This window comes from Bacillus sp. JJ1533 (genome assembly GCF_036965045.1).
In the GTDB taxonomy this organism is placed as follows: Bacteria; Bacillota; Bacilli; order Bacillales; family Bacillaceae_L; genus Ferdinandcohnia.
Genome location: NZ_JBALOV010000032.1, coordinates 75,574 through 101,471, shown reverse-complemented (window position 1 = coordinate 101,471; position 25,898 = coordinate 75,574). Strand labels below are relative to the sequence as shown.

The 25,898-nt window shown below is 37.2% G+C and carries 28 protein-coding genes and 1 riboswitch; of the genes, 8 read left to right on the top strand and 20 right to left on the bottom strand.

Annotation, left to right across the window (positions count from 1 at the left end; all coding sequences use genetic code 11):
• Positions 1-143: 143 nt before the first annotated feature.
• Entirely contained in the window at positions 144-1,559 is a 1,416-nt protein-coding gene (locus V7138_RS17220; protein WP_335399566.1) for a Na+/H+ antiporter NhaC family protein, read from the top strand.
• Positions 1,560-1,598: 39 nt separating this feature from the next.
• Here V7138_RS17220 and thiW read toward each other — a convergent pair whose 3' ends face one another.
• The 3 genes from thiW to V7138_RS17205 form a co-directional block, all read right to left on the bottom strand.
• A complete protein-coding gene (gene thiW / locus V7138_RS17215) occupies positions 1,599-2,102 on the bottom strand; it encodes an energy coupling factor transporter S component ThiW (protein ID WP_335399564.1) in 504 nt (167 codons plus the stop codon).
• A 21-nt stretch (positions 2,103-2,123) separates the two neighbouring features.
• Positions 2,124-2,885, bottom strand: a complete 762-nt coding sequence (locus V7138_RS17210; RefSeq protein WP_335399562.1) for a 3-oxoacyl-ACP reductase — start codon at positions 2,883-2,885, stop codon at positions 2,124-2,126.
• 89 nt (positions 2,886-2,974) lie between these two features.
• A riboswitch (TPP riboswitch) is annotated at positions 2,975-3,081 on the bottom strand.
• Positions 3,082-3,251: 170 nt separating this feature from the next.
• Positions 3,252-3,383: a hypothetical protein gene (locus V7138_RS17205; protein WP_335399560.1), complete on the bottom strand. Its 132-nt coding sequence runs from the start codon at positions 3,381-3,383 to the stop codon at positions 3,252-3,254.
• Positions 3,384-3,547: 164 nt separating this feature from the next.
• Between V7138_RS17205 and V7138_RS17200 the strand changes: the two genes are divergently transcribed.
• Positions 3,548-3,682: a hypothetical protein gene (locus V7138_RS17200; RefSeq protein WP_335399558.1), complete on the top strand. Its 135-nt coding sequence runs from the start codon at positions 3,548-3,550 to the stop codon at positions 3,680-3,682.
• 55 nt (positions 3,683-3,737) lie between these two features.
• On the opposite strand, the gene V7138_RS17195 is transcribed toward V7138_RS17200, so the two are convergent.
• Entirely contained in the window at positions 3,738-4,172 is a 435-nt protein-coding gene (locus tag V7138_RS17195) for an RlpA-like double-psi beta-barrel domain-containing protein (RefSeq protein WP_335399557.1), read from the bottom strand.
• Positions 4,173-4,292: 120 nt separating this feature from the next.
• Positions 4,293-4,739, bottom strand: coding sequence for an RrF2 family transcriptional regulator (locus V7138_RS17190; protein WP_335399555.1), 447 nt, complete (start codon positions 4,737-4,739; stop codon positions 4,293-4,295).
• Positions 4,740-4,910: 171 nt separating this feature from the next.
• Between V7138_RS17190 and hmpA the strand changes: the two genes are divergently transcribed.
• A complete protein-coding gene (hmpA, locus tag V7138_RS17185; RefSeq protein WP_335399553.1) occupies positions 4,911-6,134 on the top strand; it encodes an NO-inducible flavohemoprotein in 1,224 nt (407 codons plus the stop codon).
• Between the two features lie 99 nt (positions 6,135-6,233).
• Here hmpA and V7138_RS17180 read toward each other — a convergent pair whose 3' ends face one another.
• Entirely contained in the window at positions 6,234-7,568 is a 1,335-nt protein-coding gene (locus V7138_RS17180; protein WP_335399551.1) for a uracil-xanthine permease family protein, read from the bottom strand.
• Between the two features lie 274 nt (positions 7,569-7,842).
• On the opposite strand from V7138_RS17180, the gene V7138_RS17175 reads away from it, so the two are divergent.
• Positions 7,843-8,820 (top strand): aromatic ring-hydroxylating dioxygenase subunit alpha, encoded by a 978-nt coding sequence (locus V7138_RS17175; RefSeq protein WP_335399548.1) that lies wholly within the window; start codon positions 7,843-7,845, stop codon positions 8,818-8,820.
• A gap of 45 nt (positions 8,821-8,865) precedes the next feature.
• Here the strand turns inward: V7138_RS17175 and V7138_RS17170 are convergent, their stop codons facing one another.
• Entirely contained in the window at positions 8,866-9,132 is a 267-nt protein-coding gene (locus tag V7138_RS17170) for a Parvovirus coat protein VP1-like protein (protein WP_335399546.1), read from the bottom strand.
• Between the two features lie 238 nt (positions 9,133-9,370).
• Between V7138_RS17170 and V7138_RS17165 the strand changes: the two genes are divergently transcribed.
• Positions 9,371-9,943 carry a DUF502 domain-containing protein gene (locus V7138_RS17165; RefSeq protein ID WP_335399544.1) on the top strand — a complete coding sequence of 191 codons (573 nt, stop codon included), beginning with the start codon at positions 9,371-9,373 and terminating at the stop codon, positions 9,941-9,943.
• Positions 9,944-10,050: 107 nt separating this feature from the next.
• On the top strand, positions 10,051-10,266 hold the full coding sequence (locus V7138_RS17160) for a hypothetical protein (RefSeq protein WP_335399541.1): 216 nt from the start codon (positions 10,051-10,053) through the stop codon (positions 10,264-10,266).
• Positions 10,267-10,360: 94 nt separating this feature from the next.
• Here V7138_RS17160 and nadE read toward each other — a convergent pair whose 3' ends face one another.
• The 4 genes from nadE to V7138_RS17140 all read right to left on the bottom strand — a co-directional run bounded on the left by nadE (position 10,361) and on the right by V7138_RS17140 (position 13,781).
• Positions 10,361-11,179: an ammonia-dependent NAD(+) synthetase gene (gene nadE, locus V7138_RS17155; RefSeq protein WP_335399539.1), complete on the bottom strand. Its 819-nt coding sequence runs from the start codon at positions 11,177-11,179 to the stop codon at positions 10,361-10,363.
• 46 nt (positions 11,180-11,225) lie between these two features.
• Positions 11,226-12,695: a nicotinate phosphoribosyltransferase gene (locus V7138_RS17150; protein ID WP_335399537.1), complete on the bottom strand. Its 1,470-nt coding sequence runs from the start codon at positions 12,693-12,695 to the stop codon at positions 11,226-11,228.
• A gap of 24 nt (positions 12,696-12,719) precedes the next feature.
• A complete protein-coding gene (locus V7138_RS17145) occupies positions 12,720-13,268 on the bottom strand; it encodes a cysteine hydrolase family protein (protein ID WP_335399536.1) in 549 nt (182 codons plus the stop codon).
• Positions 13,269-13,502: 234 nt separating this feature from the next.
• The gene (locus V7138_RS17140) at positions 13,503-13,781 is read right to left on the bottom strand and encodes a DUF1292 domain-containing protein (RefSeq protein ID WP_335399534.1); all 279 of its coding nucleotides are present in this window, start codon (positions 13,779-13,781) and stop codon (positions 13,503-13,505) included.
• A gap of 425 nt (positions 13,782-14,206) precedes the next feature.
• Between V7138_RS17140 and V7138_RS17135 the strand changes: the two genes are divergently transcribed.
• Positions 14,207-15,088, top strand: coding sequence for a DMT family transporter (locus V7138_RS17135; RefSeq protein WP_335399532.1), 882 nt, complete (start codon positions 14,207-14,209; stop codon positions 15,086-15,088).
• A 43-nt stretch (positions 15,089-15,131) separates the two neighbouring features.
• Here V7138_RS17135 and V7138_RS17130 read toward each other — a convergent pair whose 3' ends face one another.
• The 3 genes from V7138_RS17130 to V7138_RS17120 all read right to left on the bottom strand — a co-directional run bounded on the left by V7138_RS17130 (position 15,132) and on the right by V7138_RS17120 (position 18,519).
• Entirely contained in the window at positions 15,132-16,721 is a 1,590-nt protein-coding gene (locus tag V7138_RS17130; protein ID WP_335399530.1) for a long-chain-fatty-acid--CoA ligase, read from the bottom strand.
• A gap of 174 nt (positions 16,722-16,895) precedes the next feature.
• Positions 16,896-17,570 (bottom strand): N-acetylmuramoyl-L-alanine amidase, encoded by a 675-nt coding sequence (locus V7138_RS17125; protein WP_335399528.1) that lies wholly within the window; start codon positions 17,568-17,570, stop codon positions 16,896-16,898.
• A 142-nt stretch (positions 17,571-17,712) separates the two neighbouring features.
• A complete protein-coding gene (locus V7138_RS17120; protein ID WP_335399525.1) occupies positions 17,713-18,519 on the bottom strand; it encodes an RDD family protein in 807 nt (268 codons plus the stop codon).
• A 100-nt stretch (positions 18,520-18,619) separates the two neighbouring features.
• Here V7138_RS17120 and V7138_RS17115 point away from each other — a divergent pair, with 100 nt between their 5' ends.
• Positions 18,620-19,597, top strand: coding sequence for a stage II sporulation protein M (locus V7138_RS17115; RefSeq protein ID WP_335399523.1), 978 nt, complete (start codon positions 18,620-18,622; stop codon positions 19,595-19,597).
• Here the strand turns inward: V7138_RS17115 and V7138_RS17110 are convergent.
• The 6 genes from V7138_RS17110 to V7138_RS17085 form a co-directional block, all read right to left on the bottom strand.
• Positions 19,575-20,933 carry a DUF58 domain-containing protein gene (locus V7138_RS17110; protein WP_335399521.1) on the bottom strand — a complete coding sequence of 453 codons (1,359 nt, stop codon included), beginning with the start codon at positions 20,931-20,933 and terminating at the stop codon, positions 19,575-19,577. The genes V7138_RS17115 and V7138_RS17110 overlap by 23 nt on opposite strands.
• Complete coding sequence (locus tag V7138_RS17105) at positions 20,884-21,813, bottom strand: AAA family ATPase (RefSeq protein ID WP_335399519.1); 930 nt, start codon at positions 21,811-21,813, stop codon at positions 20,884-20,886. Before V7138_RS17105 ends, V7138_RS17110 begins: the two co-directional genes overlap by 50 nt.
• Positions 21,810-22,937, bottom strand: coding sequence for a DUF4350 domain-containing protein (locus V7138_RS17100; protein WP_335399516.1), 1,128 nt, complete (start codon positions 22,935-22,937; stop codon positions 21,810-21,812). Before V7138_RS17100 ends, V7138_RS17105 begins: the two co-directional genes overlap by 4 nt.
• Entirely contained in the window at positions 22,924-23,571 is a 648-nt protein-coding gene (locus tag V7138_RS17095; RefSeq protein ID WP_335399658.1) for a DUF4129 domain-containing protein, read from the bottom strand. The genes V7138_RS17100 and V7138_RS17095 overlap by 14 nt, the downstream gene beginning before the upstream one ends.
• 22 nt (positions 23,572-23,593) lie before the next feature.
• A complete protein-coding gene (locus V7138_RS17090; RefSeq protein WP_335399514.1) occupies positions 23,594-24,508 on the bottom strand; it encodes a hypothetical protein in 915 nt (304 codons plus the stop codon).
• Positions 24,509-24,681: 173 nt separating this feature from the next.
• Entirely contained in the window at positions 24,682-25,803 is a 1,122-nt protein-coding gene (locus V7138_RS17085; RefSeq protein ID WP_335399511.1) for an NAD(P)/FAD-dependent oxidoreductase, read from the bottom strand.
• Between the last annotated feature and the right edge of the window lie 95 nt (positions 25,804-25,898).

The window sequence follows — 25,898 nt, the reverse complement described above, 5'->3', positions numbered from 1 at the left end:
TTACCTTCATTCTCCATATCATAGTCAAAACCTTTACCCCTGTGATCCTTTAAAGCCATAATAACTACCCTTACTAAAATACTCCACTCTCAAATTGGTCATACTAACCAAATGAACATTTTTGCATACGGGAGGATAATGGTTTGGAACATTCATGGCTCTCACTTATTCCTTTTTTAATTGTGATCGGTATGGCAATTTGGTTAAAGGATATTTTACCTGGACTTGTTTTAGGATTATTGGTTGGGGCAATCCTTGTTACATCTGATGTATTAGGTGGAACCCAGCAATCCATTACTTATATTGTGACGACTCTATCTGATCCAACTAATGTTAAAATCGTAAGCTTTTTATATGTTTTTGGTGGTTTAGTTGGGATGATGAACATTGCCGGTGGTATTAAAGGATTTACGGAATGGATTGGGGAGAAAATCAAAACGGAACGTGGCCTACTGGGTTTAATTTGGCTCACCCTTCCGTTTACCTTTATGATGCCGATGTTTCGAATTATGATGATTGGCCCCATTATAAAGCAACTCATAAAAAAAATGAACCTATCCAAACAAAAGGTAGGTATGACCTTAGATATTTCAACCGAATCAGTCATCGTCCTTTTACCTGTAGCAACTGCGTTTGTTGGCTTTATGGTTTCACTTGTTGAAGGTGGTATTAAAGGACTTAATCTAGGTATGTCTGCTTATGAAGTTTTTCTGTTAAGCATCTTGTTTAATTTTTATGCAATTGTAATGCTGTTAATCGGAATCATACAAACATTTTGGCCATCTAAAACCAAAATGAATTCTGACAAAAATCATGGTGAAGAAGAACATGAACATGAATTTCATCGAATGGGTATAAAAAAAGAGCTTTCCCTTGTAAAAGCACAGCCCTGGAATTTAATTGTACCGGTATTCCTTTTACTAGGGTTGTCACTTTATCTCTTATGGCAGGATGGTAAATCACTCGGTGCTCAGACAGTTTTTGAAGCATTTTCGATGGCAGATGCAACTTTTGTGATGCTCTTAGCAGTGTTTATCACGCTCATTTTCACATTCGTCTTTTATATGGTTCGTAAAGAAAAATTGCATGAAATTATGTATCATTTTTACGACGGTGGCAATCAAATGATGCAGGCAATCAGTCTACTTATTCTGATATGGGCCTTGACCTTGTCAGCTGAGGAGCTTGGGTTCTCAGAATTTATTAGTTCAACCTTAGGTTCTTTTCTACCAGGCTTTCTAACGCCTGCGACAATTTTTCTAATCGGTTCAATTGTTGGTTATTTTATTGGTTCGTCGTGGGGAACCTGGGGGTTATTTATGCCACTTGGGATTGCGCTTGCATTATCAACTGGCGCCTCTATCCCCTTAACGGTGGGAGCAGTTTTCGCGAGTGGTGCATTTGGAGCGTTGACCTCCCCTCTTGGTGATACAACGATAACAACAGCATCAATCTTAGACTTGGACCTTGTAGACTATGCACAATATAAATTAAAGGTTTCAGCGATTGGCGGTGTTATTGCCATTGTACTATATGTCATAGGTGGTCTAATGATTTAAAAAAGACTAAACAAAAACTGTTTAGTCTTTTTCTGAATATTAGAAGTTACGTTCTTGATATGTTTTAAAGGCCGGGCTTTTTAATACGATACCAACGATAATAAATCCAAAGATGGAACCTGCAATCGAACTAAAGATAAACGATGGTACAAATCCAAAAAGGGCTGCATCCTGCCCAAGAATGAGTGTGGCGATTGGGTAACAAGCCATCGCACCCAATAGACCTGTTCCGATTATTTCACCAGTCATTGCCATTGAGGCTTTCTTTGTTTTTGAATATAAAAACGCCGCTAAAAACGCTCCGATCATACTTCCAGGAAAGGCAAATAAGGAGCCTGTACTAAGCATGTTCCGAAGTAAAGAAACTAAAAAAGCTTGAAGAACAGCATAAGTTGGTCCCAAGATTACTGCAGACAGTACATTAATAAAATGCTGCATTGGAAACACCTTTGTGAAACCAATGGGTATTGCAAACAGGTGGCTTGTTACGGTGCCAATCGCAACAAGCATTGCTGTTATTGTCATTTTCAATGTTTTACTCATTATGAAACCTCCCATGGTTGTTTAATCCATTACTAGGCCGCCATCAACAACTAGGTTCTGCCCTGTTACACCTTTACTCCAAGGAGAAGCAAAGAATAGAACAGCGTTCGCAACATCCTCTGGAGTTGTGACTTTTTGAAGTGGTGTAGAATCCTTGATTAATTGGAAAACCTCATCAGAAGTTGCGGAACTCGCATCTGTTGTTTGGAGCAATCCTCCTGACACCATGTTCACATTTATACCAAAGGCACCTAAATCTTTTGCCATGTTTCGTGTAAATCCTAGAAGTGCTGCTTTGCTTGTGTTGTAATCATGATAAGCAACAACAGGGTTTTGAAAGAGATTTGTACCAATCGTTATGATTCGACCAAATCCTAGCTCCTTCATGTCAGACATCGCTGCCTGGGTTGTATGTAAGGCTCCGCGGATTGCACCTTCAAGCTGTACGTGATAATCCTCCCATGAAATATCTGCTGCATTTTTTCTAGCGATTGGATCGAAACGAAAATTAATTAAGGCATTATTAACAACTGTTGTAATAGGTTGATCAAACTGCTTTTTCGCTCCAACAAATAGGTTATCTACCTGTTCACGTTTTGTGACATCTGCTTGAACCGCAATTGCATTTTCACCAATTTCCTCTTTTAAAGCATAGGCTTTTGCTTCACTATTGAAATAATTAATAACTACTTTCGCTCCTTGATTAGCGAACGCTTTTACAATCTCCTTCCCTAATCCACGAGCGCCTCCTGTGACAAGAATAACCTGATTCTGTAATTTCATTCTAGTAGCCTCCTAAAATAGTAAATAAGAAAAACGCAAAAAAGCCAAGTCCACATTAATGGACCTGGCATTGGTATCAAGAGAAAATGGAAGTTTCCACTCTACTTTCCTCCGCCGGTATTAGCCGGATCAGGTCCAAAGGGTTAAAAAACGTCCGTTTTTCTCTCAGCCCAATTGGGCACCCCTAGTAGTTTGCGAATATTCTTTCTTTAAGCATAGTATGTTCATGCCAAAAAGTAAAGGTATTTGATTGAGCCCTTTAAATGTATTTACTCCCCTTGTACTTCAGGTTCTATTTCTAGCAAAATAAAAAATACCATCTTTTCTATGTAAGAATACGTACGAAAAGATAGTATTTTAATTAGATTACTGCATCTTTATAGGAGTTACGACTGCAAATAAATTTTCTGTTGGATTGTTTAGATTGACTTTGATTACTTTGTACCCTTCTTTGTCCTTGTAGTCGTTGGTAACTGGTGTTTTAATCTCGTTGCTCATCTTTATACTTCCCTTCTAACAATTTCTCACACAATAAGTAGTATATGATGGGAATATAAAAATGTGCTTGCTAATATAAAAATTTATTAAAAGATTTTCTGTGTCTAAAACAATCTAAAAACAGCCATATTAGTAAAATAAGAAATGGGAAAGGATGGATATTTGTGAAGAAAGATGAACATCTGAAGAACCAGGTTCTTTATATTACAAATCCAGCTTATGATGCATTACATTCAGAAAATCTTCTTAAAGAAAATGATGAGGAAAATCATCGCGAGCTTATGGATCAAATGGAATAAGAAAAATAGCATGAAAAAAGGAGGACAATTTAGGGATTGTTCTCCTTTGAGTCTTTTAATCGATAGGCGTAATTTCTACATTTAATACCCCTACACTAGGTGATGCACCCAAGGCTTCAAATGCTTTTCGATGAAGATTGATTCGATTAGCAGGGAATTTCTTCACTTGGTCTACTACTGTTACAATGATGTCTTGATTCGGGACAAATGACACATTACGAATTCGTAATCGCTGACCACATTTAAATGGGCTGTTTTCGCTGACTGCTACGGTCATATTGTTATCATAGGACCATCCGATTTCACATTTTGTTGGTGTTCCGCCCCATGTCCAAGTTGCTTTTCCTAAAATCGTTTCAGGATTCCGATTCCAATCCCACCCATAGTATGGTACAGAGTACTGTTGGTAATAGTATTCGTCATACCAATTCCGTGGTTCTACGTATCCGTGACAATAAGGGCAATAAAAACCAGGCGTATGTCTTATCATCTCTCTCCTTCTCCTTTAAAACCAATTTTCTAATTACTTCGTCTACTTAAATGTATGTTAAACGACTAGTATTGGTTCCTATTGGAGAGTCAGACCGGAAAGGGAATGTTATTTCCCACATTACTTCTCTTCTTGCAAACGAAATAAATCAAGCAAATCTGTTTTATTAGTAACAAGATCCTCTAATGTATACCCATTCAATACATTTATGAAAGCCTGTAATGCTTCATACAAGGCATGTTTTAGTTTACAAGATGGCGAGATTGAGCAATAGCCCCCTCCTTCTTTAAAGCAATCAACGATATTAAAGTCCTCTTCTGTATTTGAAACGACTTCCCCAATATTAATATCCTTCGGATGCTTCGCAAGCCTAAAGCCACCATTACGCCCTCGAATTGTTTTGATATATTCTAGTTTTCCTAAATGATGAATGATTTTCATTAAATGATTTCTTGATATATTATATGCTTCTGCAATTTCTTGGATGGTGCATAATTCTTCTTCATTTTTCATTGCCAAATACATTAAAACACGTAACGAATAATCCGTATAATTTGTTAATTTCATTTAAAAACTCCTTATATTCATGAGTTCTCTCTAAGTATAGCACGAAAGTCCTGTCCTTACCTAAATGTGACAACTTTTCAAAAGATGTATTCTAAAGGTATCTTTTATTAGCACTGTCGTTATATTATAAACATGTATTTTAAATATTTGTTTTAGAAAGGACGTCTAATCATGCTAAATGAAAAAACAATTGATATCGTGAAAAGCACTGTTCCAGTTCTTGAAAAATACGGAAAAAATATTACAACTCATTTTTACAAACGTATGTTTAAAAACAACCCGGAATTATTAAATATTTTTAACCACGCTAACCAAAGACAAGGTCGTCAGCAAACCGCATTAGCAAACGCAGTCTACGCGGCTGCTGCTCATATTGATAATTTAGAAGCTATTCTTCCAGTCGTTAAACAAATTGCTCAAAAACACCGTGCATTAGGAATTCAACCAGAACATTATCCAATCGTTGGTGAGAATCTACTTGGTGCAATTAAAGAAGTGTTAGGCGATGCGGCAACGGATGATATCATCAATGCTTGGGCTGAAGCCTATGGTGTGATTGCAGATGCATTCATCGGTGTGGAAAAAGAAATGTATAAGGAAGCAAAAGAACAGCCTGGTGGTTGGGAAGGCTTCAGAAACTTTGTCGTTGACTGTAAAGTGAAAGAAAGTGAAGTTATTACTTCCTTCTATTTAAAACCTGAGGATGGAAAAGAAATTGCTTCTTATCCAGCTGGTCAATATTTAACTGTTAAAGTTCAGCCTCAAGGTGATGAATATACTCATATCCGTCACTATAGCCTTTCAGATGCACCTGGTAAAGACTATTACAGAATTAGTGTAAAGCGTGAAGAGCATGGTGTCGTTTCAAATTACTTACATCAAGAAATCAATGTAGGCGATGTGATTACTATTAGTGCTCCGGCTGGTGATTTCATTCTTGAATCGAAGGAAACTCCTGCTATTTTAATTAGTGGTGGTGTTGGATTAACGCCAATGGTTAGTATGCTAAATACAATCGTGGAGCAACAGCCTGAACGTGAAGTTATGTTCATTCATGGTGCACTTAACAGTGAGGTTCACGCATTAAAAGATGAGGTTGCAGCACTTGCAGAGAAACATGAGAGTGTGAAAAATTTCGTTGCGTATTCTGCCCCTACTGACCAAGACCGTCAAGACATGAACTACGATAAGGAAGGCTTCATTGACCTTGATTGGTTAAAAGCAACTGTAGGAACAACTGAAGCTGATTTCTACTTCTGTGGACCGGTACCATTTATGAAAATGATGTATCGTTCATTAAAAGAATGGGGAGTTTCATCAGAGAAAATCCACTTCGAATTCTTTGGCCCAGCAGATGAATTAGAAGAAACAACAGAAGCAGTAACTGTCCAATAATTGTATACTATTTAAAAACTCTCAGTTTCAATGATGAAATTGAGAGTTTTTTTATTCAAAAGAAGCCACCTAGTCTTCTATGCTAGATGGCGTTTGTGATTAGGAGATCGATTTAGTATTTGCTTTCCTCTTTTCCTCAGGAATGAGCAAATTAAGAATCAATACCGCGATTGCCCCCACAGCTGTTCCAGAAGAAAGAATATAATTAGCAAAATCAGGTACACTGTAAAGTATTTCTTTCGGCAAAACAATTGTTCCAACCGTTAACAGTATGGGAACACCGATTACAATCATATTACGGTCATCTATCGTTACATGTTGAATGACCTTAAGACCATTCATTACAATTGCCACACAGACAACTCCAAAAATACCTTGGATTACAGGCTGTGGCACACAAGTAATTATGGCAGAAAGCTTTGGAATTAATCCTAAAACAATTAGTATAATCCCAGCGGCGATTATTGCCATACGACTCGCAACACCTGTAATTGCAAGAATACCGGCATTGGAAGAATAACCTGTTACTGGCGTACCGCCAACTAAAGAACCTACAAAACAGCCTAGCCCCTCACCTACAGATCCGCGATTTAACCGGTTATCATTCAATTCTTCACCAGTAACGGTTGAGACTACAAACCAAGTACCAGTTGTTTCAATTAAAATTATCATATAAATAAATACCATTGTTAATATGGCTTGAAGATCAAAGACAGGCTTTCCAAATGGGAAGAAGCTGGGTAATGAAATCCACTTTGCATCCTTAACGACTGAAAAATCTACAGTACCAAAGAATGAAGCTGTAATAGTTCCAATTACAATTGCTAAAATAACGGATACTAAACGAAAAAATGTACCATATCCCGATTTTTTGCGACCAAGTAACATGAATACCAATAAAACGCCTGCTGAAACAGCAGCGACAATCACATTGTGCCCAACATTTCCTGGTGCTGTGTAAATACTATTGAATGCACTTGGCATTAATGAAATCCCAACAATGACAATTACAGTTCCACCAACTAGAGGAGGAATAATTTTTCTAACGGTTTTTGCAAAGACCTTTAATGGATATCCTAAAACCGCAATTAATAATGCTCCTGGTATTAAACTCCCAAATACTGCTCCTAATCCAAGCTTTCCACCGATAGCTGCAAGAGCACCGATTGGTACATAGGATGGACCTTGAACGACAGGTAATTTTAACCCGCCGATTGTTTGAATGAGTGTAGCAATACCAGCTGCGAGAAAACACATTTGAATGAAGTAAGTCGTATCCATTGTGTTCAATGCAAGTAAACCCGCAATAATAATTGGCGCAATATAAAGATCCATTGCGAGTACGTGTTGAAAACCTAACAAAAGAGATTTGCCAACACTAATTTTGTCATTGACTCCGACTACTAAGTTCGGATTTTGAGAATTGTGTTCCACTACTATTCCTCCAATATTATGAAATAAGTCTGAATAAATGCCTTTCTATCAGAGTAAAAACCCTGGTTAATAATGTATAGCATGATAGGAATTTTACAAAAACACTATTAACATGTTGCATAACATATTTTGCATTATAAAGAAGGTTTTTAAAAATGTAAATACAAAATACGAATAATTTATTTATTATTTTGTTTAATGTTCGTTTTTTATTGACTTCATTTGTGGAAATATATAAAATGTAATGAGGAATTAAAACTAAGGAGGATTGGTCATGTTAGTTGAGGACCAAGTATTAAGAGATCAATGGATTGTTGCAGCTAGAGCTGAAGATATTAAAGAAGAACCACAACAAGTGATTGTATTAGGTGAAAGAATTGTTTTATTTAGAACAGAAGAAGGCATTCATGCGTTTAAAGACCTTTGTATACACCGTGGTGCTGCCCTTTCACTGGGATGCGTTAAAGACGGTAAGCTTGTATGTCCGTACCATGGATGGGAATATAACTCTGAAGGGGATTGTACAAAAATTCCACAACTGCCTGAAGGAAGAAAAATACCATTAAAAGCGAAGGCAATTAAATATTCATGCCGCGAAGAATATGGCTATGTATGGGTAAACTTAAACAATAATAATCCCAAAATGTTTACATATCGTCCGTTTCTTGACGAAAGCTACCATAATGTAATTTGGGGACAAATTGAAATAAATGCGAAGCCTCCTAGAGTTGTTGAAAATTTCCTAGATGTTGGTCACCTTGCGTTCGTTCATGAAGGTTTTCTAGGTGTTCAAGACAAACCAGTGATCGGTGATTACGATGTTCATCAGGGGGAAGATTCTATTTATTCTGATGAGATTGCCATCTTCCAACCAGATCCAGACGGAACTGGGGTTGCTAAAGATGTTTATTACACATATGAAGTATTCAATCCTCTTGTTGTGCAATTCACCAAGAGAGATCCTGATAATGAGAATAAGATGACTATTGTCCTTATGATTCAACCTGTTACAGAAGAAAAATCGATTGCCCATGGAATTATTTCCTTTAACTATGACACAGGTACAACTGACGAAGAGACTGTTAAGTTCCAAGATATGATTTTCGCCCAAGACAAGCCAATTGTTGAAAATCAAAAGCCAGAAGACCTACCACTAGATTTACAAGTTGAACTTTCCTTAAAATCAGACCGAATGAGTATTGCCTATCGTCAATATTTGAAGAAAATAGGAGTAACTCTAGGAACAGCATAAATCAAATAAAAAGGTGTCAATCCCGTAGGAATTGGCACCTATATTTCATGGTCTAAATACACTTCTAATTCTCATCACATTATAAAAAAATGCCGCATCTCTTCCCTCTTTTGTATATCGATTTCTTCGTTGTCGTAAGCACTCCATAAATGCAACGTCACATTCCCGAGATGGACCATAGCGTTGATAACAAAGGTCATGTCTCATGCAACATGAATCCACCCGATTTGTCGGTGGACCGGAGCCACCACAGCCTGGACCACACCACCTATAACCAGGCATACAAAAACCAAACCTTCTTCTTTCGTTCATAACACTCCCTCCTTTTCGTTCAAACTCTACTAATAAAATATGATTTTGATTTTAAGAAAGGAAGGGCTTTTACCAAGGAAACCTTTGAGACTATTAAAAAAGAATTGAAAAGTCTGATAAGTATTTGGTTAGTTACTCAAAAAATAGGAGCATTGACATTTGGATTTTTGTATGACTATGGTGTAAAATTTTTAAGCAGCAATGGCTACTAATAATAGGGTTGCAAGGAGAAGTGTATATGAAAAGTATTTTACGAAATTTTATCAATGGAATTTTAACGATTGTTCCAATTATTTTAGTTGTGTATGTCGTTTTTAAAGTATTTTTGTTTTTAGACGGGATTTTGGGGAAGTTCCTGAAGCCTTATTTAAGAGAGGATTATATTCCCGGAATTGGATTATTGCTTACGTTAGTTGTCATTACCATCTTAGGATGGTTATCAACGAGAGTATTTGCTGGAACTATTTTTCGTTTGATTGACAGATTATTAGAGAGAATCCCGTTAATCAAAACTCTCTACTCCGTTATTAAAGATACTTTTAATTCATTTCTGGGTGAAAAGAAATCTTTTTCAAAAGTTGCACTTGTAACAATTCCTGGAACAGATGTAAAAGCAATAGGGTTTATCACGACCGAAGATGTAGAAAGCTTTTATGATCCATTGAAAGACTACGTAGCTGTTTATATTCAGCAAACCTTTCAAATCGCAGGCTTCACATTCCTTATTCCCAAGGATGAAGTGGAAATTATCGACGTCAAGCCTGAGGATGCAATGAAATTTGTTGTTTCGGGTGGCATGACATCGAAGTAAAAACCTCCCCCACCTATAAATTTAAAAATTTTATGGACCAAAACAGATTTTAAACATATATTATCACGTAAATAATTGGGGTCTTATTAAGTTATGAGGTGATATGAATGTATGTTGTTCATTACTATGAAAATAAAAATCTGTTATTAACACAACTAGTGCAAAATGTGCCTTCTGTTGATGAAGCAATCAAAATAAAAGGACGAAAAGGCAAGGTCACCAACGTTACCGATATTGATGAAAGAAATATCCAGGTCCAGGTAGTATTAGATCGCATTGTAAAAAAGAACGCAGTTAGCGATCTTAAAAAGAAAAAACGATAGGAAACAGAACGCACAAAAGATGCGTTCTGATTCTTTAAATGTATATACAAATATAATAAAGGCCTGTTTCTAATCTTTAGAAACAGACTTAATACTATTTCCACCATTCATCGAACATGCTCGCAGGCATATGTCTCTTATGTTTGGAAATTTGATATCGTTTTTCTATTTTTTCGGCTTCTTGTTCTGGTACTTCTTTTCCTTCCAAATAATCATCAAGAAGTTCATAGCTGATACCAAGTTCAGTTTCATCAGCCTGCAATGGTTTTACATCTAATAAATCTGCTGTGGGAACCTTTAAATAAAGACGTTCCTCTGCACCTAATTCCTTTAAAAGGGCACGGCCCTGTCGTTTGGTTAACCCTGTTAACGGCAGTATGTCGGCTCCCCCGTCCCCATATTTCGTGAAGAAACCGGTGACTGCTTCAGCAGCATGATCTGTTCCTACCACTAATAAATTATGCATACCGCCAATTGCGTATTGAGCGATCATTCTTTCTCTTGCTTTTACATTTCCTTTATTAAAATCACTGATCTCTTCTGAAGTCGATTTCTTATAGTCTGCTACAAATGCATCAACTGTTGCGCCAATATCAAGGATGATCGCACGGTCAGGCTTAATAAATGACAATGCTGCTTGAGCATCATCTTCATCTTTTTGAAAACGATATGGTAAACGGACAGCTACAAATGTTGCATAATGCCCTTCGTTTCGAAGTTCCTGGGCGGCCATTTGACAAAGCTTTCCGGCTAATGTGGAATCTTGACCACCGCTAATTCCTAATACAAATCCATTTGTTTTACTTTTTAGTACATATTCCTTTAAAAAATTCACCCTAAGATTAATTTCTTCTTTTGGATCAATAGAAGGTTTTACATGTAATTCTTTCATAATCTGTTGTTGCATAATCATAAAAGTTCCCTCCAATAAAGATGGTTGTTTTCGCAACAAACTTTTATTATTTCTTTTCAATCATTTCTTCAATACTGACCTTTACTTCTTCAATCCGTTGCATTTTATTATTCCAACATTCCTGGCTTAGGTCGACCGGGTATTCCTCTGGCATTGTAGTTCGCTTATACTCGTCCCAAAGGAGTTCAAGGTTTGCATTTAAATACGACCGGATTTCCTGAAGTGTTGGAATTTCATATACGAGCTGCCCATTCTCAAAAATGGTATATTGCAATTCTCTTGCTTCGAAATTCGTAACGAATTTACTTATGAATGTATGAACTGGATGGAACATTTTAAGCCGTTTTTCGTTTTGTGGATCTTCGTGTTCAAGGGTAATATAGTCCCCTTCTGACTTTTGACTATTCTTGTTGATTATTCTATACACTCGCTTTAAACCAGGTGTCGAAACCTTTTCCGGATTACCGCTTATTTTTATAGTGTCTACCATATCCCCATTCCTATCTTCAATTGACACAAGTTTGTAGACAGCTCCTAGAGCCGGTTGGTCATAGGCAGTAATTAGTTTAGTTCCGATACCCCATGAATCAATTTTTGCCCCTTGGGATTTTAAGTTAATAATCGTATGTTCATCAAGATCATTCGAAGCAACAATTTTGGCATCTTTAAATCCTGCTTCATCAAGCATTTTTCGAGCTTCTTTAGATAGATAAGACAAGTCGCCACTATCCAAGCGGATTCCTATAAAATTAATATTGTCTCCTTCTTCCTTAGCAACTTTAATTGCATTGGGAACACCGGATTTTAATGTATCATATGTATCCACGAGAAAAACGCAATCTTTATGTGTACTTGCATAATGTTTAAACGCCTGATACTCATCTCGATAAGCTTGTACTAACGAATGAGCGTGTGTGCCGGAAATTGGAATATCAAATAATTTACCAGCACGAACATTTGAAGTGGAGTCGAATCCAGCAATATAAGCAGCTCGCGTTCCCCATATCGCAGCGTCCATTTCCTGTGCGCGTCTTGTACCGAATTCCATTGCGGTTTGATCACCAACGACCTGCTTAATGCGAGAAGCCTTAGTCGCAATCAAGGTTTGATAATTAATAATATTTAAAATAGGAGTTTCCAATAATACAACTTCACAAATAGGACCTTCAATACGAAGAAGCGGTTCATTTGCAAAAACTACTTCTCCTTCCTTCATTGATCTCAAGGTTCCCGTAAATCGCAGATCCTTAAGATAGTCTAGAAAGTCGCCCTTATATCCTTCTTCTCTTAAATATTCGATATCCGTTTCACTAAATGAGAAGTTTTCCAGAAAATGAATAATTCTCTCAAGGCCTGCAAAAACGGCATACCCATTGCCAAAAGGAAGCTTGCGAAAGTTTACCTCGAAAACAGCTCTTCGGTTATGTAAGTTTTCCCTCCAATAAATTTCGGCCATATTAATTTGATATAAATCTGTATGTAATGCAATGCTGTCATCGTTAAAATGTTTGTTCATCAAAATAACCTCCAAGTATATAACCTAACGAACTTCTGCTCCAATTGAATCTTTAAAATGTCCGAGTGCCCACTCGTGACCAGCTTGATTAAAGCTTGCGACTGCTGAACTATGGATGACAATTTTAAATCCACGGTTATAGGCATCGACAGCCGTATGGAGGACACAAATATCTGTACAAACACCGACTATATGGACTTCAGTGATGCCGCGTTCACGTAATTTAATTTCGAGATCCGTGCCTGCAAACGCTGAATATCTTGTTTTATCCATCCAATACACGTTCGGATTTGTTTGTTGCTCATTAAACACTCTTTGTAAATCCCCATAGAGCAATCTTCCTGATGTATCTTCAATATTATGTGGTGGGAATAGTTTCGTTTCAGGGTGTAGTTCATCGCCTTCTTTATGAAGATCAATTGCAAATACAACAAAATCCCTATTTGAGATAAAATCCTCTGTTATGCGAACAATATCTGCCTCAATTTCTTGTCCTGGTTTCCCACAAGTGAGAGCTCCGTCACTTGCAACAAAATCATTTGTATAATCTACATTTAATAATGCTTTTTTCAAAGTATTTCCTCCTCTTTAATATAAACATTCCGTTGGCTTCATATCAAAAAGATAAACTTTGTTAAGTTTGTTATCCATTTGTGTAAAATGTAAGGCTATAGTTCATTTTATATGAATTTTGTGAGATTTTGAATAGAATTGCACTTTTTTGTAATATGTTTTGCAATATTTTATAAATATAAGTGGTATAAAGTAAAGAACCCCACGTATATAAGGTGGGGTTCTAAAATATTTTTAATCTTCGTCTATTTCTTCATCAAAAATTTCGTCAAAGGCAGCTGATACTTTTTCAAATTCTTCATCACTTTCAATTGCTGAAAAATCTCCGTCTTCATCAATCTTTAAAAAGAAAATATCGATATCATCATCCGTTTCCTCTTCTAAATCCTCAAGAAAACCAACAGCCGCATATTCTGTTCCTTCTATTGTAACGACACCAAGTACCTCAACATCTTGATCTTCACCTGTTTCATCACTGATTGAGAAAACTTCTCCCACTTTTACTTTTTCCATACTCTTTTCCTCCCCAAATGAGTTATGTACAATTATATCTTTCCAGTGTACCGTTTAAAACATACGTTGTACACATGATATTTTCAATGATTGTAAAGAATAAAGCTGTGGGGAGTTGTTTCTCACTAAAAATCAATGTGGAGGGATATACATTGAATATTCTATTTCGCCTATTCCCAGAGTTATATTTGAATTTCGTAAAACTTACGATTTCCATGAGAAGATTAATTTCTAGAATTCGCTATTTGTTACGAATCCCAGCTTTTGCGTAGAAGGATATTCAATTTGTATTGTCACAACCTCATTGATAGTTGAAAAAGGTAAGCACATCGCAGCTTGCCTTTTTCCCATGTTATTAGGACGAAATATCCTATTTGTATAGCCATGATTTATGTTATGATGAGGAAAAAAGTGGGAGTAATTATATGAATCCTTACCTATTTTGTGTACTTGTTGTGACTACAACCGCTTTAATGGGATCTTCTTTTGCGGTTGGAAAGATCGGGCTAAGTTATGTATCGCCACTTCTTCTTGTGGGAATTCGCTTTACGCTTGCAGGTATTCTTATGGCTTTATTTATTTGGAACAAACCACTCCCAAAACAAATGACTGATTGGGTACGAATTTTTGCAATCGGACTTTTTCAAACAGCAGGTGTGATGGGCTGTATCTTCTTAAGTCTACGAACGATAACAGCCGGTGAATCGTCTATCCTCACATTTAGCAACCCTTTACTCGTGGTCATTTTAAGTACAGTCTTTCTTGGATTGCGCTATCATTTCTTTCATTGGATTGGAGTCATTGTTGGATTCACAGGAGTCTTTATCACTCTAGGCTTTCATCTTCATTTAGAAGTCGGGATCATCTTAGGACTTGGATCATCTGTATCATGGTCGATTGGAACATTGCTAATCAAAAAATGGGGACCACGCTTTAACATTTGGGTGTTAACTGCTTATCAAATGCTTTTTGGTGGGATTCTACTTCTTATAATGAGTTTTACCTTTGAGACCCCTGCTATTACAATTAATCCTACTTCCATATTTATCATATTATGGCTGGCAATCATGGCTTCTATCGTTCAATTTGCAATCTGGTTTTACTTAATTAATACAGGTGACCCTGGAAATACCTCTGCCTTTTTATTTCTTGCCCCATTCTTCGGAGTTCTTTCAGGCTGGGTTCTCTTAAATGAGGTGGTTGAATGGTTTGTTTATGGAGGTGCCCTTCTCATTTTTTTAGGGATTTTCCTAGTAAATTGGACATTTGCAAAAGGCAAAAAAATCGAACAAAAACTTGGAGCATAAATGAAGACCCCATTTTTTAGTTGAAAAACGGGGTCTATCCTTCTTAATTAATAAATTTTTCTCTTTCCTGCCAAAATTCCTTCCGCAGTAGAACCTTTTGAATTTTACCAGAAGCAGTTTTCGGTAGTTCATTTTTAAAGATAACTTTTGTCGGAGCTTTAAAATGTGCAAGCCTGCTCCGTGCGAATGCAACTATTTCATCCTCAGAAACCTCATGTCCCTCGCGCTTTACTACGATTGCTTGTGGTGTCTCACCCCATTTTTCGTGGGGAATGGAAATTACTGCAACCTCTAAAACAGCAGGATGCTCGTATAATGCACTTTCAACCTCGATTGAAGAGATGTTTTCCCCACCGCTAATAATAATATCCTTTTTACGGTCAGCAATTTCAATATTCCCATTTGCATCTACAATGGCCATATCACCTGTATGATAGTAGCCATTTTGAATCACTTCGTCCGTGCCCTCTTTATTATTCAAGTATCCTTCCATCACCGTGTTGCTGCGTACAACGACTTCCCCAATTTCCTTTCCGTCTGGGGTCACATCTTCACCGTATTGATTGACAACACGTACCTCTGCACCAATAAATTCATAGCCTGCCTTTGCTTTTAAACGATACTTTTCTTCTTTCGAAGCATGATCCTGTGTATCCCGTATAATGGAAGTCGTAATAAGTGGAGCTGCCTCTGTCATACCGTATACCTGAATAAATTCCCACTTAAGCTCCTCTTCAACACGTTTTACAAATGCTGGTGGAGGGGCAGAACCAGCGATAACAATACGAATATCTTGTTCTTGCTTTGTAAAACCGTTTGATTCCGCATATTGCAATAATGTATTTAATACTGTTGGGGCCATATGCATAACGGTCACTTTATACAAGTTAATTTTTCTGAAAATCTCATCAGGCTTTACCTTTCGTAAGCATACCTGTGTGGCTCCATTTGCTGTGTAATAAAATGGTGAGCCCCAGCCATTGACATGAAACATAGGTAAAATATGAAGTAGTGTATCACGGTCTGATACGCGAAGATGATGCATGGTCGTTAAAGCATGGAGGTAATTACTTCGATGTGAGAGCATGACACCCTTTGGTTTTCCTGTTGTACCACTTGTATATAAAAGCGTGGCAATGTCTTTTTCATCCATCTCAGGTCGTTCGATTGATGTTTTTTCAAAACGCGCGAGCCATTCCTCATAGGAAATGGTCCATTCTGTGTCGTCCTTTTGACCATGAACAATAATTTTCTCAACCGTTCTTAGTTTTTCACGAATTGGTTCAATATGTCCAACAAGTTCATAGTCAACAAACAAAACCTTTGTTTCACTGTGGTTTAATATGTATTCATAATCTGATGGGATTAACCTTGTGTTCAAAGGAACAATAATGGCACCGATTTGAAATACTCCATAAAATCCTTCAAACATTTCAGAGGAATTTGGAGCTAAATATGCAACACGATCCCCTTTTTTCACACCAAGATGGCTTAATCCACGTGAAAGTTGATTCACTCTTTCGTTTATTTCTGCATAAGTAAAGCTTTTGTCATCATCAATTAATGCGGTTTTTCCTCCATATAGTTTGACTGCTCGATCTAAAAATTGAGATAAAAGCAAAGGTACATACAATCTCATTTCCCCCTTTAGTCAGTATAAAACGAAACGTGTAAACACTTACATTATACGGAATACTCTTTGTGTTTTCAAACTATTTCAAATATAAAAACCTTTACCAACAGATGGTAAAGGTTTACTGCAGTAACTTTGTATTATACAGTAGGGTTTTACTACGAAGATAACGTGCTAAAATCCAATTTTTGACCAATCAAATAATCTGCCGGGGTCTGTTTTTCTGCCTGGTGCATATTCATCATGTCCAATTACATGGCGTCTGTCTCGTAAAATGGATGGATTCCTTTTCAAAATATTATCAACTAACAGCTTTAATGATTGATATTGAGCATCCGTGTAGCCAGCAAGTGTAGGGTCAATTCGATTATAAATGCCTTCATCTATAATCGAAGACATCTCTTCCTTGGTACCGATGGCAAGCAGCTCAATACCAATCGAATAATGATTCATTTTATTTTCATAATCAGGAAAATCAGGTAGACTTCCTTTTCCAGCATGATAGGCCACCCTATCCTCTGGAACAAGACTATAAATTTCTCCCGCGCGATCAATCATATAATGAACAGATAGGCCGTATTCCTCAAAAATTGAATAGACATCATCTACATTATATGGTTCTTCAGGTTTGAGTGCGGCATTACTAATAAAGTGAATCATAAGATGTGTAATTTCTTTTGAGCGTTTTTCGGAATTGTCAAGAGGTAATGATTTATTGGTAGTTGCAATAATTTCTTCTGGAGCCACTTCTACCTCCGTATTCTCATTTTTTACTTCTTTGGCTTGGGCTGCACATCCAAACAATAGGCTTGTTAGGATGCAACCTATACAAAATCTCTTCCATTCCATGTTGTCTAATCTCCTGTTTCAACCTTATCCTAGTTTTTGCAGGTAATATCACCTATATGTATTGAGTTGCTTTTCTCAAACAAGCATTATTCAAGATTAATTATACATTGTATTACTTAGGATGTCAGTCTAAAGTAGGAGATTATAACTCGAATTCCCATTCATCACGTAAAATCAAGTATAGGACTAATAGCTCATTTTCTAATTGTTCATATGTTTTACCAGCTACATCGGTTCCTGCTTTTGGTAATAATATATCTGCAATTTGTTTCGTACGACTATCTTTAACGTCATCTTTTAATTGTAAAAAACGATTGCAATAGGCTTGTAAGAGCTTCCACTCCCTGTTTCCAAATGACTTTAATGCCCATTGATCGATTGTCAATAAATCCTTACTTAGACCGCGTCTGCGAATTTCCTTATCTAGTTGGCTTTCTTTTTTAGTCTTTTTTGCTCGCCTTTCATGTATAACAATTGTACCTGCCACTAAGTCACCAATTCGCTTATGTTTAGAATGAAAGAAGATCATGATAATTCCTAAAAAATAGGATGCTGGTAAGGAATCAATAATCCGCAGAAAATTGCGGATAAAGCTGGATAACAATGTAATACTATGCCCATTTTCTTGAATGACACGGATGCCTACAACTTTTTTACCAATTGTTCTGCCCCCAGCGAAAAATTCAAGTAGAAAAAAGTAACCCCAGTTTAGTATAAACAATAAAATAATCGCTATTGCCACCGGAGTAGAAAAGAATGTTTCCCCCAGTAGCCAAAAATCAGAGACTCCGTGCAAAATAAGCAATAAGGTCAATAAAATTAGAATGCTGGAAATTGATAATATGAGTGTATCAAGTAAGAAAGCAGCGGCCCGACTTCCTACCCCTGCTATTTGAAATTGGATGGAAACAAACTCTGGTGTTTTAATGTTGGTTTGTTCTTGGTTCAATAATGATCCCCCTTTTCTCGTTGTTTTTTCCATAAGCAGTTTCTATTTTTCTCTAAAATTACTATAATAAGGTTATTGTTATTTCAAGAGGTGAATGCACATGAACATGAAGCAATTTGTCAAACAGCACCGAGATGAATGGAAGCGGCTTGAGCAGATCATTTCCAATTTACATAAAGGAAGAAAGTCCCGAAGCAGCAACGAAATTAACGAGTTTTATAGACATTACCAAAAATGCACTCAACATCTTTCCTATAGTCAAACTTATTTTCCAAATGAGGAGATTACCCCATATTTAAATGGTCTTGTCTCAAAAGCACATAATCTTCTTTACAAAGACCAAGTTTCGAGTTTTCAACAAATCCGTTATTTCTTTAGTACGAAATTTGTTGGCCTATTACTTGAACAATGGAAATTTGTCGTTGTGGCAATGATTTTGTTTACCCTTGGAGGGGTCGGTAGCTTTGTTTCAGTTCTACAGGATCCCCTTCATATGTTTTCAATTTTACCAGCTGAAATTGCACAAGGTGTCGACCCAGACTATTTAGGTAGTCAAGATGGTGAAGTTGATTCATCCTTGATGTCCGCGAGCATTATGACAAACAATATTCAAGTTGCGATTCTCGCTTTTGCAAGTGGAGTAACTTTTGGACTTGTAACGGTCTATATACTAATCTACAACGGTATGATCATAGGTGCCCTTGCAGGTTTGTTTTGGCATTATGGGAAAACTTACGATTTTTGGGCATACATTGTGCCTCATGGAATGATAGAACTTACTGCGATATTTATAGCAGGAGGAGCTGGCTTGTTAATGGGATACAAGTTGCTCGTTCCTGGTCATTACACAAGAGGTTATCAGTTAAAGGTTCAAGCAAGACGTTCTGTACAGCTTCTGTTAGGGACGCTTCCGTTATTTGTCATTGCCGGCATCATCGAAGGTTTTATTACACCTGCGACGATTTCACTCGAAGCAAAATATGCTGTTGCATTCATTACGGTAATCGGATTAATCCTCTACATCGTGTCTGGCAAACTATTTTTACTAAGGAAAACTACAGCAAATTCCGGTTCATAATCTCAATATAATAGGAAACAGCTGTTGCAGCTAAGGTATCCTCTTTGGCCTCAACCATCATGAGGCCTTGGTTTTCCCATTTTCGTTTTTCCCTCTTTTTCAAAAGCATCTGTTGCTGTGCCATACTTTTTAGCATTGCTATTTGAACATTTATCGGGTTATCATTTATCCTCTTGTTAAGCGTTGCATCCTCCACTCCAATCATTAAAAAATAATGCCGTTGACGTAATTTCCGCAAATAAACCAAGGCACTTTCTTCCCGAACAAAGCTATGGATATCGCTAAATAATAATAGAAGGCTTCGCTTCTTTTGAACCGTTTCTAGATAAGACAAAACAGCACCGTAATTGGATTCAACTGCATCCACCTTTAAATGATAAATACCTTTTAAAATTGTTTGAAGGTGTGCAATTCCTTTTCCGGCTGGGACAAATACCTTCACATCCGTTGAAAATGCTAGTATCGATACATGATCGCCGTTTTGAAGAGCTGCTGCGGCAACAGTAATAGCCGATTCGATTGCTCTTTCAATACGATTCCCCTTCTCCAACTCCGCCCCCATCATTCTTCCGCAATCAAGTAATATCGTAATATACTTTCCATGCTCTGGTTCATATTCATTTGTCATAACTTCCTGAAGCTTTGCGGTCTGCCTCCAGTTGATTGTGCGAGAATCATCTCCAACAACATAGCTCCTTATTTTTGAAAACTCTCCTGTTCCAGTTTGTTGCTTACGGATTTTTACTCCTTCATATAATAAAAATTTCTGTGCATTTTCTAGGTACTGCCTAGTTTCTGAGAGATCAGGAATTACTTTCACTTGATTTATTATCGGAAAAGTAAGTTGTTTTTCCCATAAACCTAGTAAGCTCTTGTATCGAAAATATAGTTTGTTAATTTGATAATCACCGCGCTCCAATGCAACTGTTTCATATGTGATTTTTGTAGTTGTTACACTAGAAATTGTCCCTGTGATAGGAAAAACATTAGTAAAGGAACTAGGAATACCATCTACGAATCGATACGAAAGACCATATGTAGAATTATTCGTTATTTCAATCTCGATTTGAGTTGATATTCCTCTTTCTATTTCAGACTCTAATTTGCGAGTTGCAGACAAATGCTTTTTTCTTGGTGAAAAGAATAAATCAACTAAACTTCCAAAAATAACAAATATATTTAGACCAATGATGATTCCCCACGAAAGGTCGAAGAAAGACATCACCAAAAATCCAATTGAAAGTAATAATAAAACTAAAATCAATCGCGTTGTAGGCAGGACACCTCTATCTAGGAACAGGAACCGATCCCACAAGCTCTTCAATGATTTCGTCAATGGTGATTCCCTCCAATTCTGCATGTGGAGATAACTGAATTCGATGCCTTAAGGCAGGCTTTGAGACCATTTTGACATCATCTGGAGTGACATAATCTCGGTCAGTTAGATATGCCCAAGCCTGTGCCGCTTTTGCAATTGAGATAGCTGCCCTTGTACTTGCTCCATATCGGATGGTTTCAGATTCCCTTGTTTTCCGGACAATTTGCATGATGTAATCAAGTACACCGTCACCCAAAATAACTCTTTCAATTTCCTTTCGTATCGATAAAAAGGCACTTAAGTCAAGTACATGTGATGAATTTTGACTATTGAAACTCTGTTCAACCACTTGTTTTACCACATTTTTTTCTTCATTAAAAGCTGGGAAATCAATTTGAAGTTTAAACAAAAATCGGTCCTGTTGCGCCTCTGGTAACCGATAGGTCCCCTCAAACTCAATTGGGTTTTGTGTTGCAACAACAAAGAATACATCAGGTAATTTGTATGTCTCACCTTGAATTGTAACTTGTTTTTCTTCCATTGCTTCTAACAATGCAGCTTGGGTTTTGGCAGGTGTACGGTTAATTTCATCGGCTAAAAGGATATTCGTAAAAACAGGTCCTTTTAATGTCTCAAAATGACCTTCCTTCATGTTGTAAATCATACTTCCGGTGATATCACTTGGTAAAAGGTCTGGAGTAAACTGGATACGGCTAAAATCACCACCGAGTAAGGCAGCGAGAGTTCGCACCATTTGTGTTTTTCCTGTTCCTGGAACGCCTTCAATCAAGACATGCCCACCAGCTAGAATTGCCGAAAGTAAAAGTCGTAAATTCCTATTCTGACCTAGTATTTGTTGTTCGTATTTCTCAAGTAAGGATGCAAGTTGCGGTTTCATCCTTTCTCCACCTCTTTTCGTAATTCATCCAAGTTCTTTGACCATACCAAATAATCATGTTTTGGAAGTTTTTCATTTTTTAAAACCTTTGTTAACTCTTGCAAGTATCGCTTAATTTCCTGTTCCTTCTTTCCAGACCATCGTTGATCTAATTTTTTGGTTAACTCCGTCCAATCTCGATGAATTGGAATTCCCCATTTCTCGTGTAAAAGCTGCTTCACGTAATCAGCCTGAATATTTAATGATTCATGGTAGTAACTTCCTCTTAAATACCATGCGCTTAATGCTTGTATACCTTCGTCACTAAATCTGACTGTTTCCTCCCTAGGTATAACAATTGGACCAAACCGTTTTCCTTTGTACCAAAGCAAAAGTAAAACAATTAATCCACTTTGTAACAGCAATACTAAAAACCAGGCTGGGTATAAGGATGTGACTGTAGAGGCGTTTTTCGGTCCATGAATATATTCATCAAAATAATAAATCGATGCATTTTTATCCTCGATTAACGATAATATAAGTGTGACATGGTCATAATTTGATAGATTGCCATTCAACATCCATTCCGGAGAAATGGTCGTTATCAGTTCACCATCTCCAACCTTTCGACTTGTCACAATTACACCTGCTTCATCCTCAAATAGCACCTTTTCTTTTTCACCTGGAAGGATTCTGTTTGTAGCTTGAAAAAACGCATCAAATTCTTTCCCGTCTTTATTTTTAATGGTAACTGCATCTTCATGAAGAGGGTCTACATTTACAGGTAGAGTTTTAATGTCGAACATTCCCCGTGGATTTTCTTTGAATAAAATGATCTTGTTCCCTGCTTTCATAAAATCAAGATATCCGTCCACTTGTTCCTGTTCGGGTGTAAAATATGGCTCCACCATAATTAGTATTTGATTCGTATCTTTTGTCGTTAAAAGGTTTGGTGAATGGGACCACCTTTTAACTGTATGCTCATCATTTAAATATGTATAAATCGCCTTTACACCTGTTGGAGAAGGAGAATCAGACACATAATGTGGATACGCCTTTGCGTTATATGATTCAATAAAATGCGTTAGAAAGAAGAGAAGCGCGATAAGCCCAAATAAGGTGATCCATACTTTACGGTTTTGCATAATGCTTCCCCTTTCCTCCTTCTGCGTGTTCTAGCCAAACAAAAGCTGTTTCCCGAAATCGATTATATCCGTCTATATCAATCTCATATTCCCCATATGCAACCTCATCAAACACTAAGGCCAAATCATAAAATTCATCAGCCCAAGCCTGTTTTACTTTGCGGAGTTCATCGTAATACTCCCAGTTTGTTTTCCACAATTTAGCTTCTAACCATTCTTTTTCATGGAAAAGCAAAAGAAGTGCTAAAAATAGATGTCTAGTTGCAGGAGAATAATTTTGTTTTTCTTCGTACAGTAATGCCTCTTGTAGGTGCCTTTGATATGTCCAGCTTAATTCCTCGGCTGAATGAAGAGGCTTATGTTTACCTAAGTTTGTACTTCTCCTTTTATTTCGTAGGAGTAAAAAGACAGCAATACCTAAGAGCAGAAGGGCTGCAAGAATGATAAGGACTAGCACTACTTCTGCTGCACTGCTTCCTGACTCAATGGACGGAAATATATTTTCTAAAAATTCGGCTAACCACTTTTTTACCCGATTCCACCATTCCTGAAACACATTCCTTGATTCATCATAATAAATTCGATATTCTTTTCCATTTAGAATTTCTTCAATCCGTTCCTTTGCATCATTCATTTGTCCCAATGTTTATCACCACTTATCTTGGTTCATTGAACCCCTCAATCATTTCATCTAAATCCTCTGCATCATGTCGAACCTTCGCATCCAGGTACATAACACTGTATCCTACAGCGAACACCAAGGTTGTAAAAATGGTTGTTAAGTTAACAATTAAAGTCAGTAGAACGCTATTCCCTAAAAAGATGCCAAATGTCCCTTCAACTGCAAAACTAATTGCACTAATAATTAAAAAGAAAATAATATATAACCCAAATAAAACCCAGCCGCGTTTCTTAGATAGATGCCAACTTCTTGAAAGACCAGGAGATTCATAGTCTAATACAACCGAACCAAAATAAAAACTCCAACGCGTAAGTAAATAACCGATCCCAACAAAGAGCCCTAATCCTAATACGATGGCGAAGAGGATGCCAAGAATAGGAATTGCAACCGCACCAAAAATACCAATAGGGACCACTATTAAGCTGAAAATAAAGAAAAACCCAAATACAATGAGACCGAACAAAATATTACTCCCTAGCATTGCCCAAAATCGCGTAAAGGCTTTTTTAATAACGGAACTGATTGTAAATTCTTCGTCCTTACGGATATGATTTAAGGCTAGTAAAATTGCAGCTTCTGCAACAGGAAATAAAATTAAGGCTAGAAAACCGGTAAACATTGTTCCTAAAGCTGCTCCTAACCCTATATTTTCGGCTACAACTGTTTCATCAAAACTATTCGCGATTTGTGATATCCAGTCATCTCCTGGTCCAACTTCTCTAAAAAAACTTGTTCCCGATGCTAATAATATTAGCGCTTCGAGTATGTATACTGGTCCCATAAAAATAAGTAAAATCGTAAAAAGGTCTCGAAATCGATTTTTACTCAAACTAAATGTGAGGTCAAGGATTTCCCCAAACCCCTTAGGTCGTGAAAATTTTGTGTTCAATCTGCCATCCCCCTGTTTAAATTTGAAAAAGTTGTTTGCTAATACCGCCTATTTTAACATTATTCTGGAAGTTTTTCTGTATTATTTTAGAAATAATTTCTAGTTTGTGGAGGGTAAAAAGATATCAGCCCGATTCCTTTTGTTGGAATCAGGCTGATTCGATTATCAATTGATTAAATTGATTTAATTGCACCTTTAACGGGATACAGATTTAAATCCAGTTCGAGTGGTATTTCCATTGCAAGCTTTGCTAGTTCCCCGCCTAAAAATGGGCCAACAGTTAAACCTGAAGCTCCAAGACCGTTTGCGACAATAAGGTTTTGATAGCCAGGAACACCCCCGATAACTGGGAGAAAGTCTGGAGTGAACGGTCGAAAACCTACTCTCGTTTCCAGAACCGTTCCTTCTGATAAGCCAGGAGCAATATTTAGAGCCTTATCGAAAATTTCATGAAGGCCACCTGCAGTTACTCTATAATCTATTCCTTTATCATTTTCGTGTGTAGCACCAACAACAATTCTTCCATCATCAAAGGCTACTATGTATTGGTCATTTGGTGGCATTACAACCGGCCAGCTGCCTGTATTTGTATCGCTGAGGCCTAGGTGTACAATTTGGGCTTTCTGTGAAGAAACTTGAAAATCGATACCAATTGGCTTAAGCAATTCATTTGCCCAAACTCCAGCTGTTACAATGATTTTATCCGCTCCTAACACATTATCACCTATTTTTACACCAATTACATTGCCATCTTCTTTTACTAAAGTTGCAGATCCTTTTTGTACAAATGCACCATGCTGCTTAGCAGCACGAATCAAAGCATTACGGAGTTCCCGCCCATTTACTCGTGCTGCTCCACTAATTTTCACAGAAGAAAATTCTTTCGAAAGAGGAGGAAATAAATCAGTTGTTTCATCAATGGATAGACGTGTAATTTCTCCGATTTCTGGTGCATCTTCCCGTCGAGTATGGGCCCGTTCTTCCATTTTATCTAGCTTATTTTGGTCAAAATGAAGACTAATTGCTCCAACTTTTTTATATCCAGTATTCGTTTCACCCATTGCTTCAAGCTCGCTTATTAAAGTTGAATAATATTTTGCACCTGCTTTCGCTAAATTGTACCACGCTTTATTGCGACGCTGGGAAATCCATGGACAGACAATTCCGGCTGCAGCGTCAGTAGCTTGACCTGAATCCTGTCGGTCGACAATTGTTACCTGCATACCTGCTTTTGCAAGATGATAGGCTGTCGACGCACCAAGAATCCCAGCCCCAATTACAAGATAAGTTGTCATGGTTTCAAAGTCCCTTCTATAGTTAGATATGTAGCTAATTTTACTAAAAAAGGTGTTGTAAAACATCTTTTTGTCGAAATTTGTATATTTTTCTG

Excerpts from the sequence above, each read along its gene's own strand:
- thiW (WP_335399564.1), bottom strand. The coding sequence starts at position 2,102 with ATGAGTAAAACATTGAAAATGACAATAACAGCAATGCTTGTTGCGATT.
- V7138_RS17210 (WP_335399562.1), bottom strand. The coding sequence starts at position 2,885 with ATGAAATTACAGAATCAGGTTATTCTTGTCACAGGAGGCGCTCGTGGA.
- V7138_RS17205 (WP_335399560.1), bottom strand. The coding sequence starts at position 3,383 with ATGAGCAACGAGATTAAAACACCAGTTACCAACGACTACAAGGACAAA.
- V7138_RS17195 (WP_335399557.1), bottom strand. The coding sequence starts at position 4,172 with ATGATAAGACATACGCCTGGTTTTTATTGCCCTTATTGTCACGGATAC.
- V7138_RS17190 (WP_335399555.1), bottom strand. The coding sequence starts at position 4,739 with ATGAAATTAACAAATTATACGGATTATTCGTTACGTGTTTTAATGTAT.
- hmpA (WP_335399553.1), top strand. The coding sequence starts at position 4,911 with ATGCTAAATGAAAAAACAATTGATATCGTGAAAAGCACTGTTCCAGTT.
- V7138_RS17175 (WP_335399548.1), top strand. The coding sequence starts at position 7,843 with ATGTTAGTTGAGGACCAAGTATTAAGAGATCAATGGATTGTTGCAGCT.
- V7138_RS17170 (WP_335399546.1), bottom strand. The coding sequence starts at position 9,132 with ATGAACGAAAGAAGAAGGTTTGGTTTTTGTATGCCTGGTTATAGGTGG.
- V7138_RS17165 (WP_335399544.1), top strand. The coding sequence starts at position 9,371 with ATGAAAAGTATTTTACGAAATTTTATCAATGGAATTTTAACGATTGTT.
- V7138_RS17160 (WP_335399541.1), top strand. The coding sequence starts at position 10,051 with ATGTATGTTGTTCATTACTATGAAAATAAAAATCTGTTATTAACACAA.
- nadE (WP_335399539.1), bottom strand. The coding sequence starts at position 11,179 with ATGATTATGCAACAACAGATTATGAAAGAATTACATGTAAAACCTTCT.
- V7138_RS17150 (WP_335399537.1), bottom strand. The coding sequence starts at position 12,695 with ATGAACAAACATTTTAACGATGACAGCATTGCATTACATACAGATTTA.
- V7138_RS17140 (WP_335399534.1), bottom strand. The coding sequence starts at position 13,781 with ATGGAAAAAGTAAAAGTGGGAGAAGTTTTCTCAATCAGTGATGAAACA.
- V7138_RS17135 (WP_335399532.1), top strand. The coding sequence starts at position 14,207 with ATGAATCCTTACCTATTTTGTGTACTTGTTGTGACTACAACCGCTTTA.
- V7138_RS17125 (WP_335399528.1), bottom strand. The coding sequence starts at position 17,570 with ATGGAATGGAAGAGATTTTGTATAGGTTGCATCCTAACAAGCCTATTG.
- V7138_RS17115 (WP_335399523.1), top strand. The coding sequence starts at position 18,620 with ATGAACATGAAGCAATTTGTCAAACAGCACCGAGATGAATGGAAGCGG.
- V7138_RS17105 (WP_335399519.1), bottom strand. The coding sequence starts at position 21,813 with ATGAAACCGCAACTTGCATCCTTACTTGAGAAATACGAACAACAAATA.
- V7138_RS17100 (WP_335399516.1), bottom strand. The coding sequence starts at position 22,937 with ATGCAAAACCGTAAAGTATGGATCACCTTATTTGGGCTTATCGCGCTT.
- V7138_RS17095 (WP_335399658.1), bottom strand. The coding sequence starts at position 23,571 with ATGAATGATGCAAAGGAACGGATTGAAGAAATTCTAAATGGAAAAGAA.
- V7138_RS17085 (WP_335399511.1), bottom strand. The coding sequence starts at position 25,803 with ATGACAACTTATCTTGTAATTGGGGCTGGGATTCTTGGTGCGTCGACA.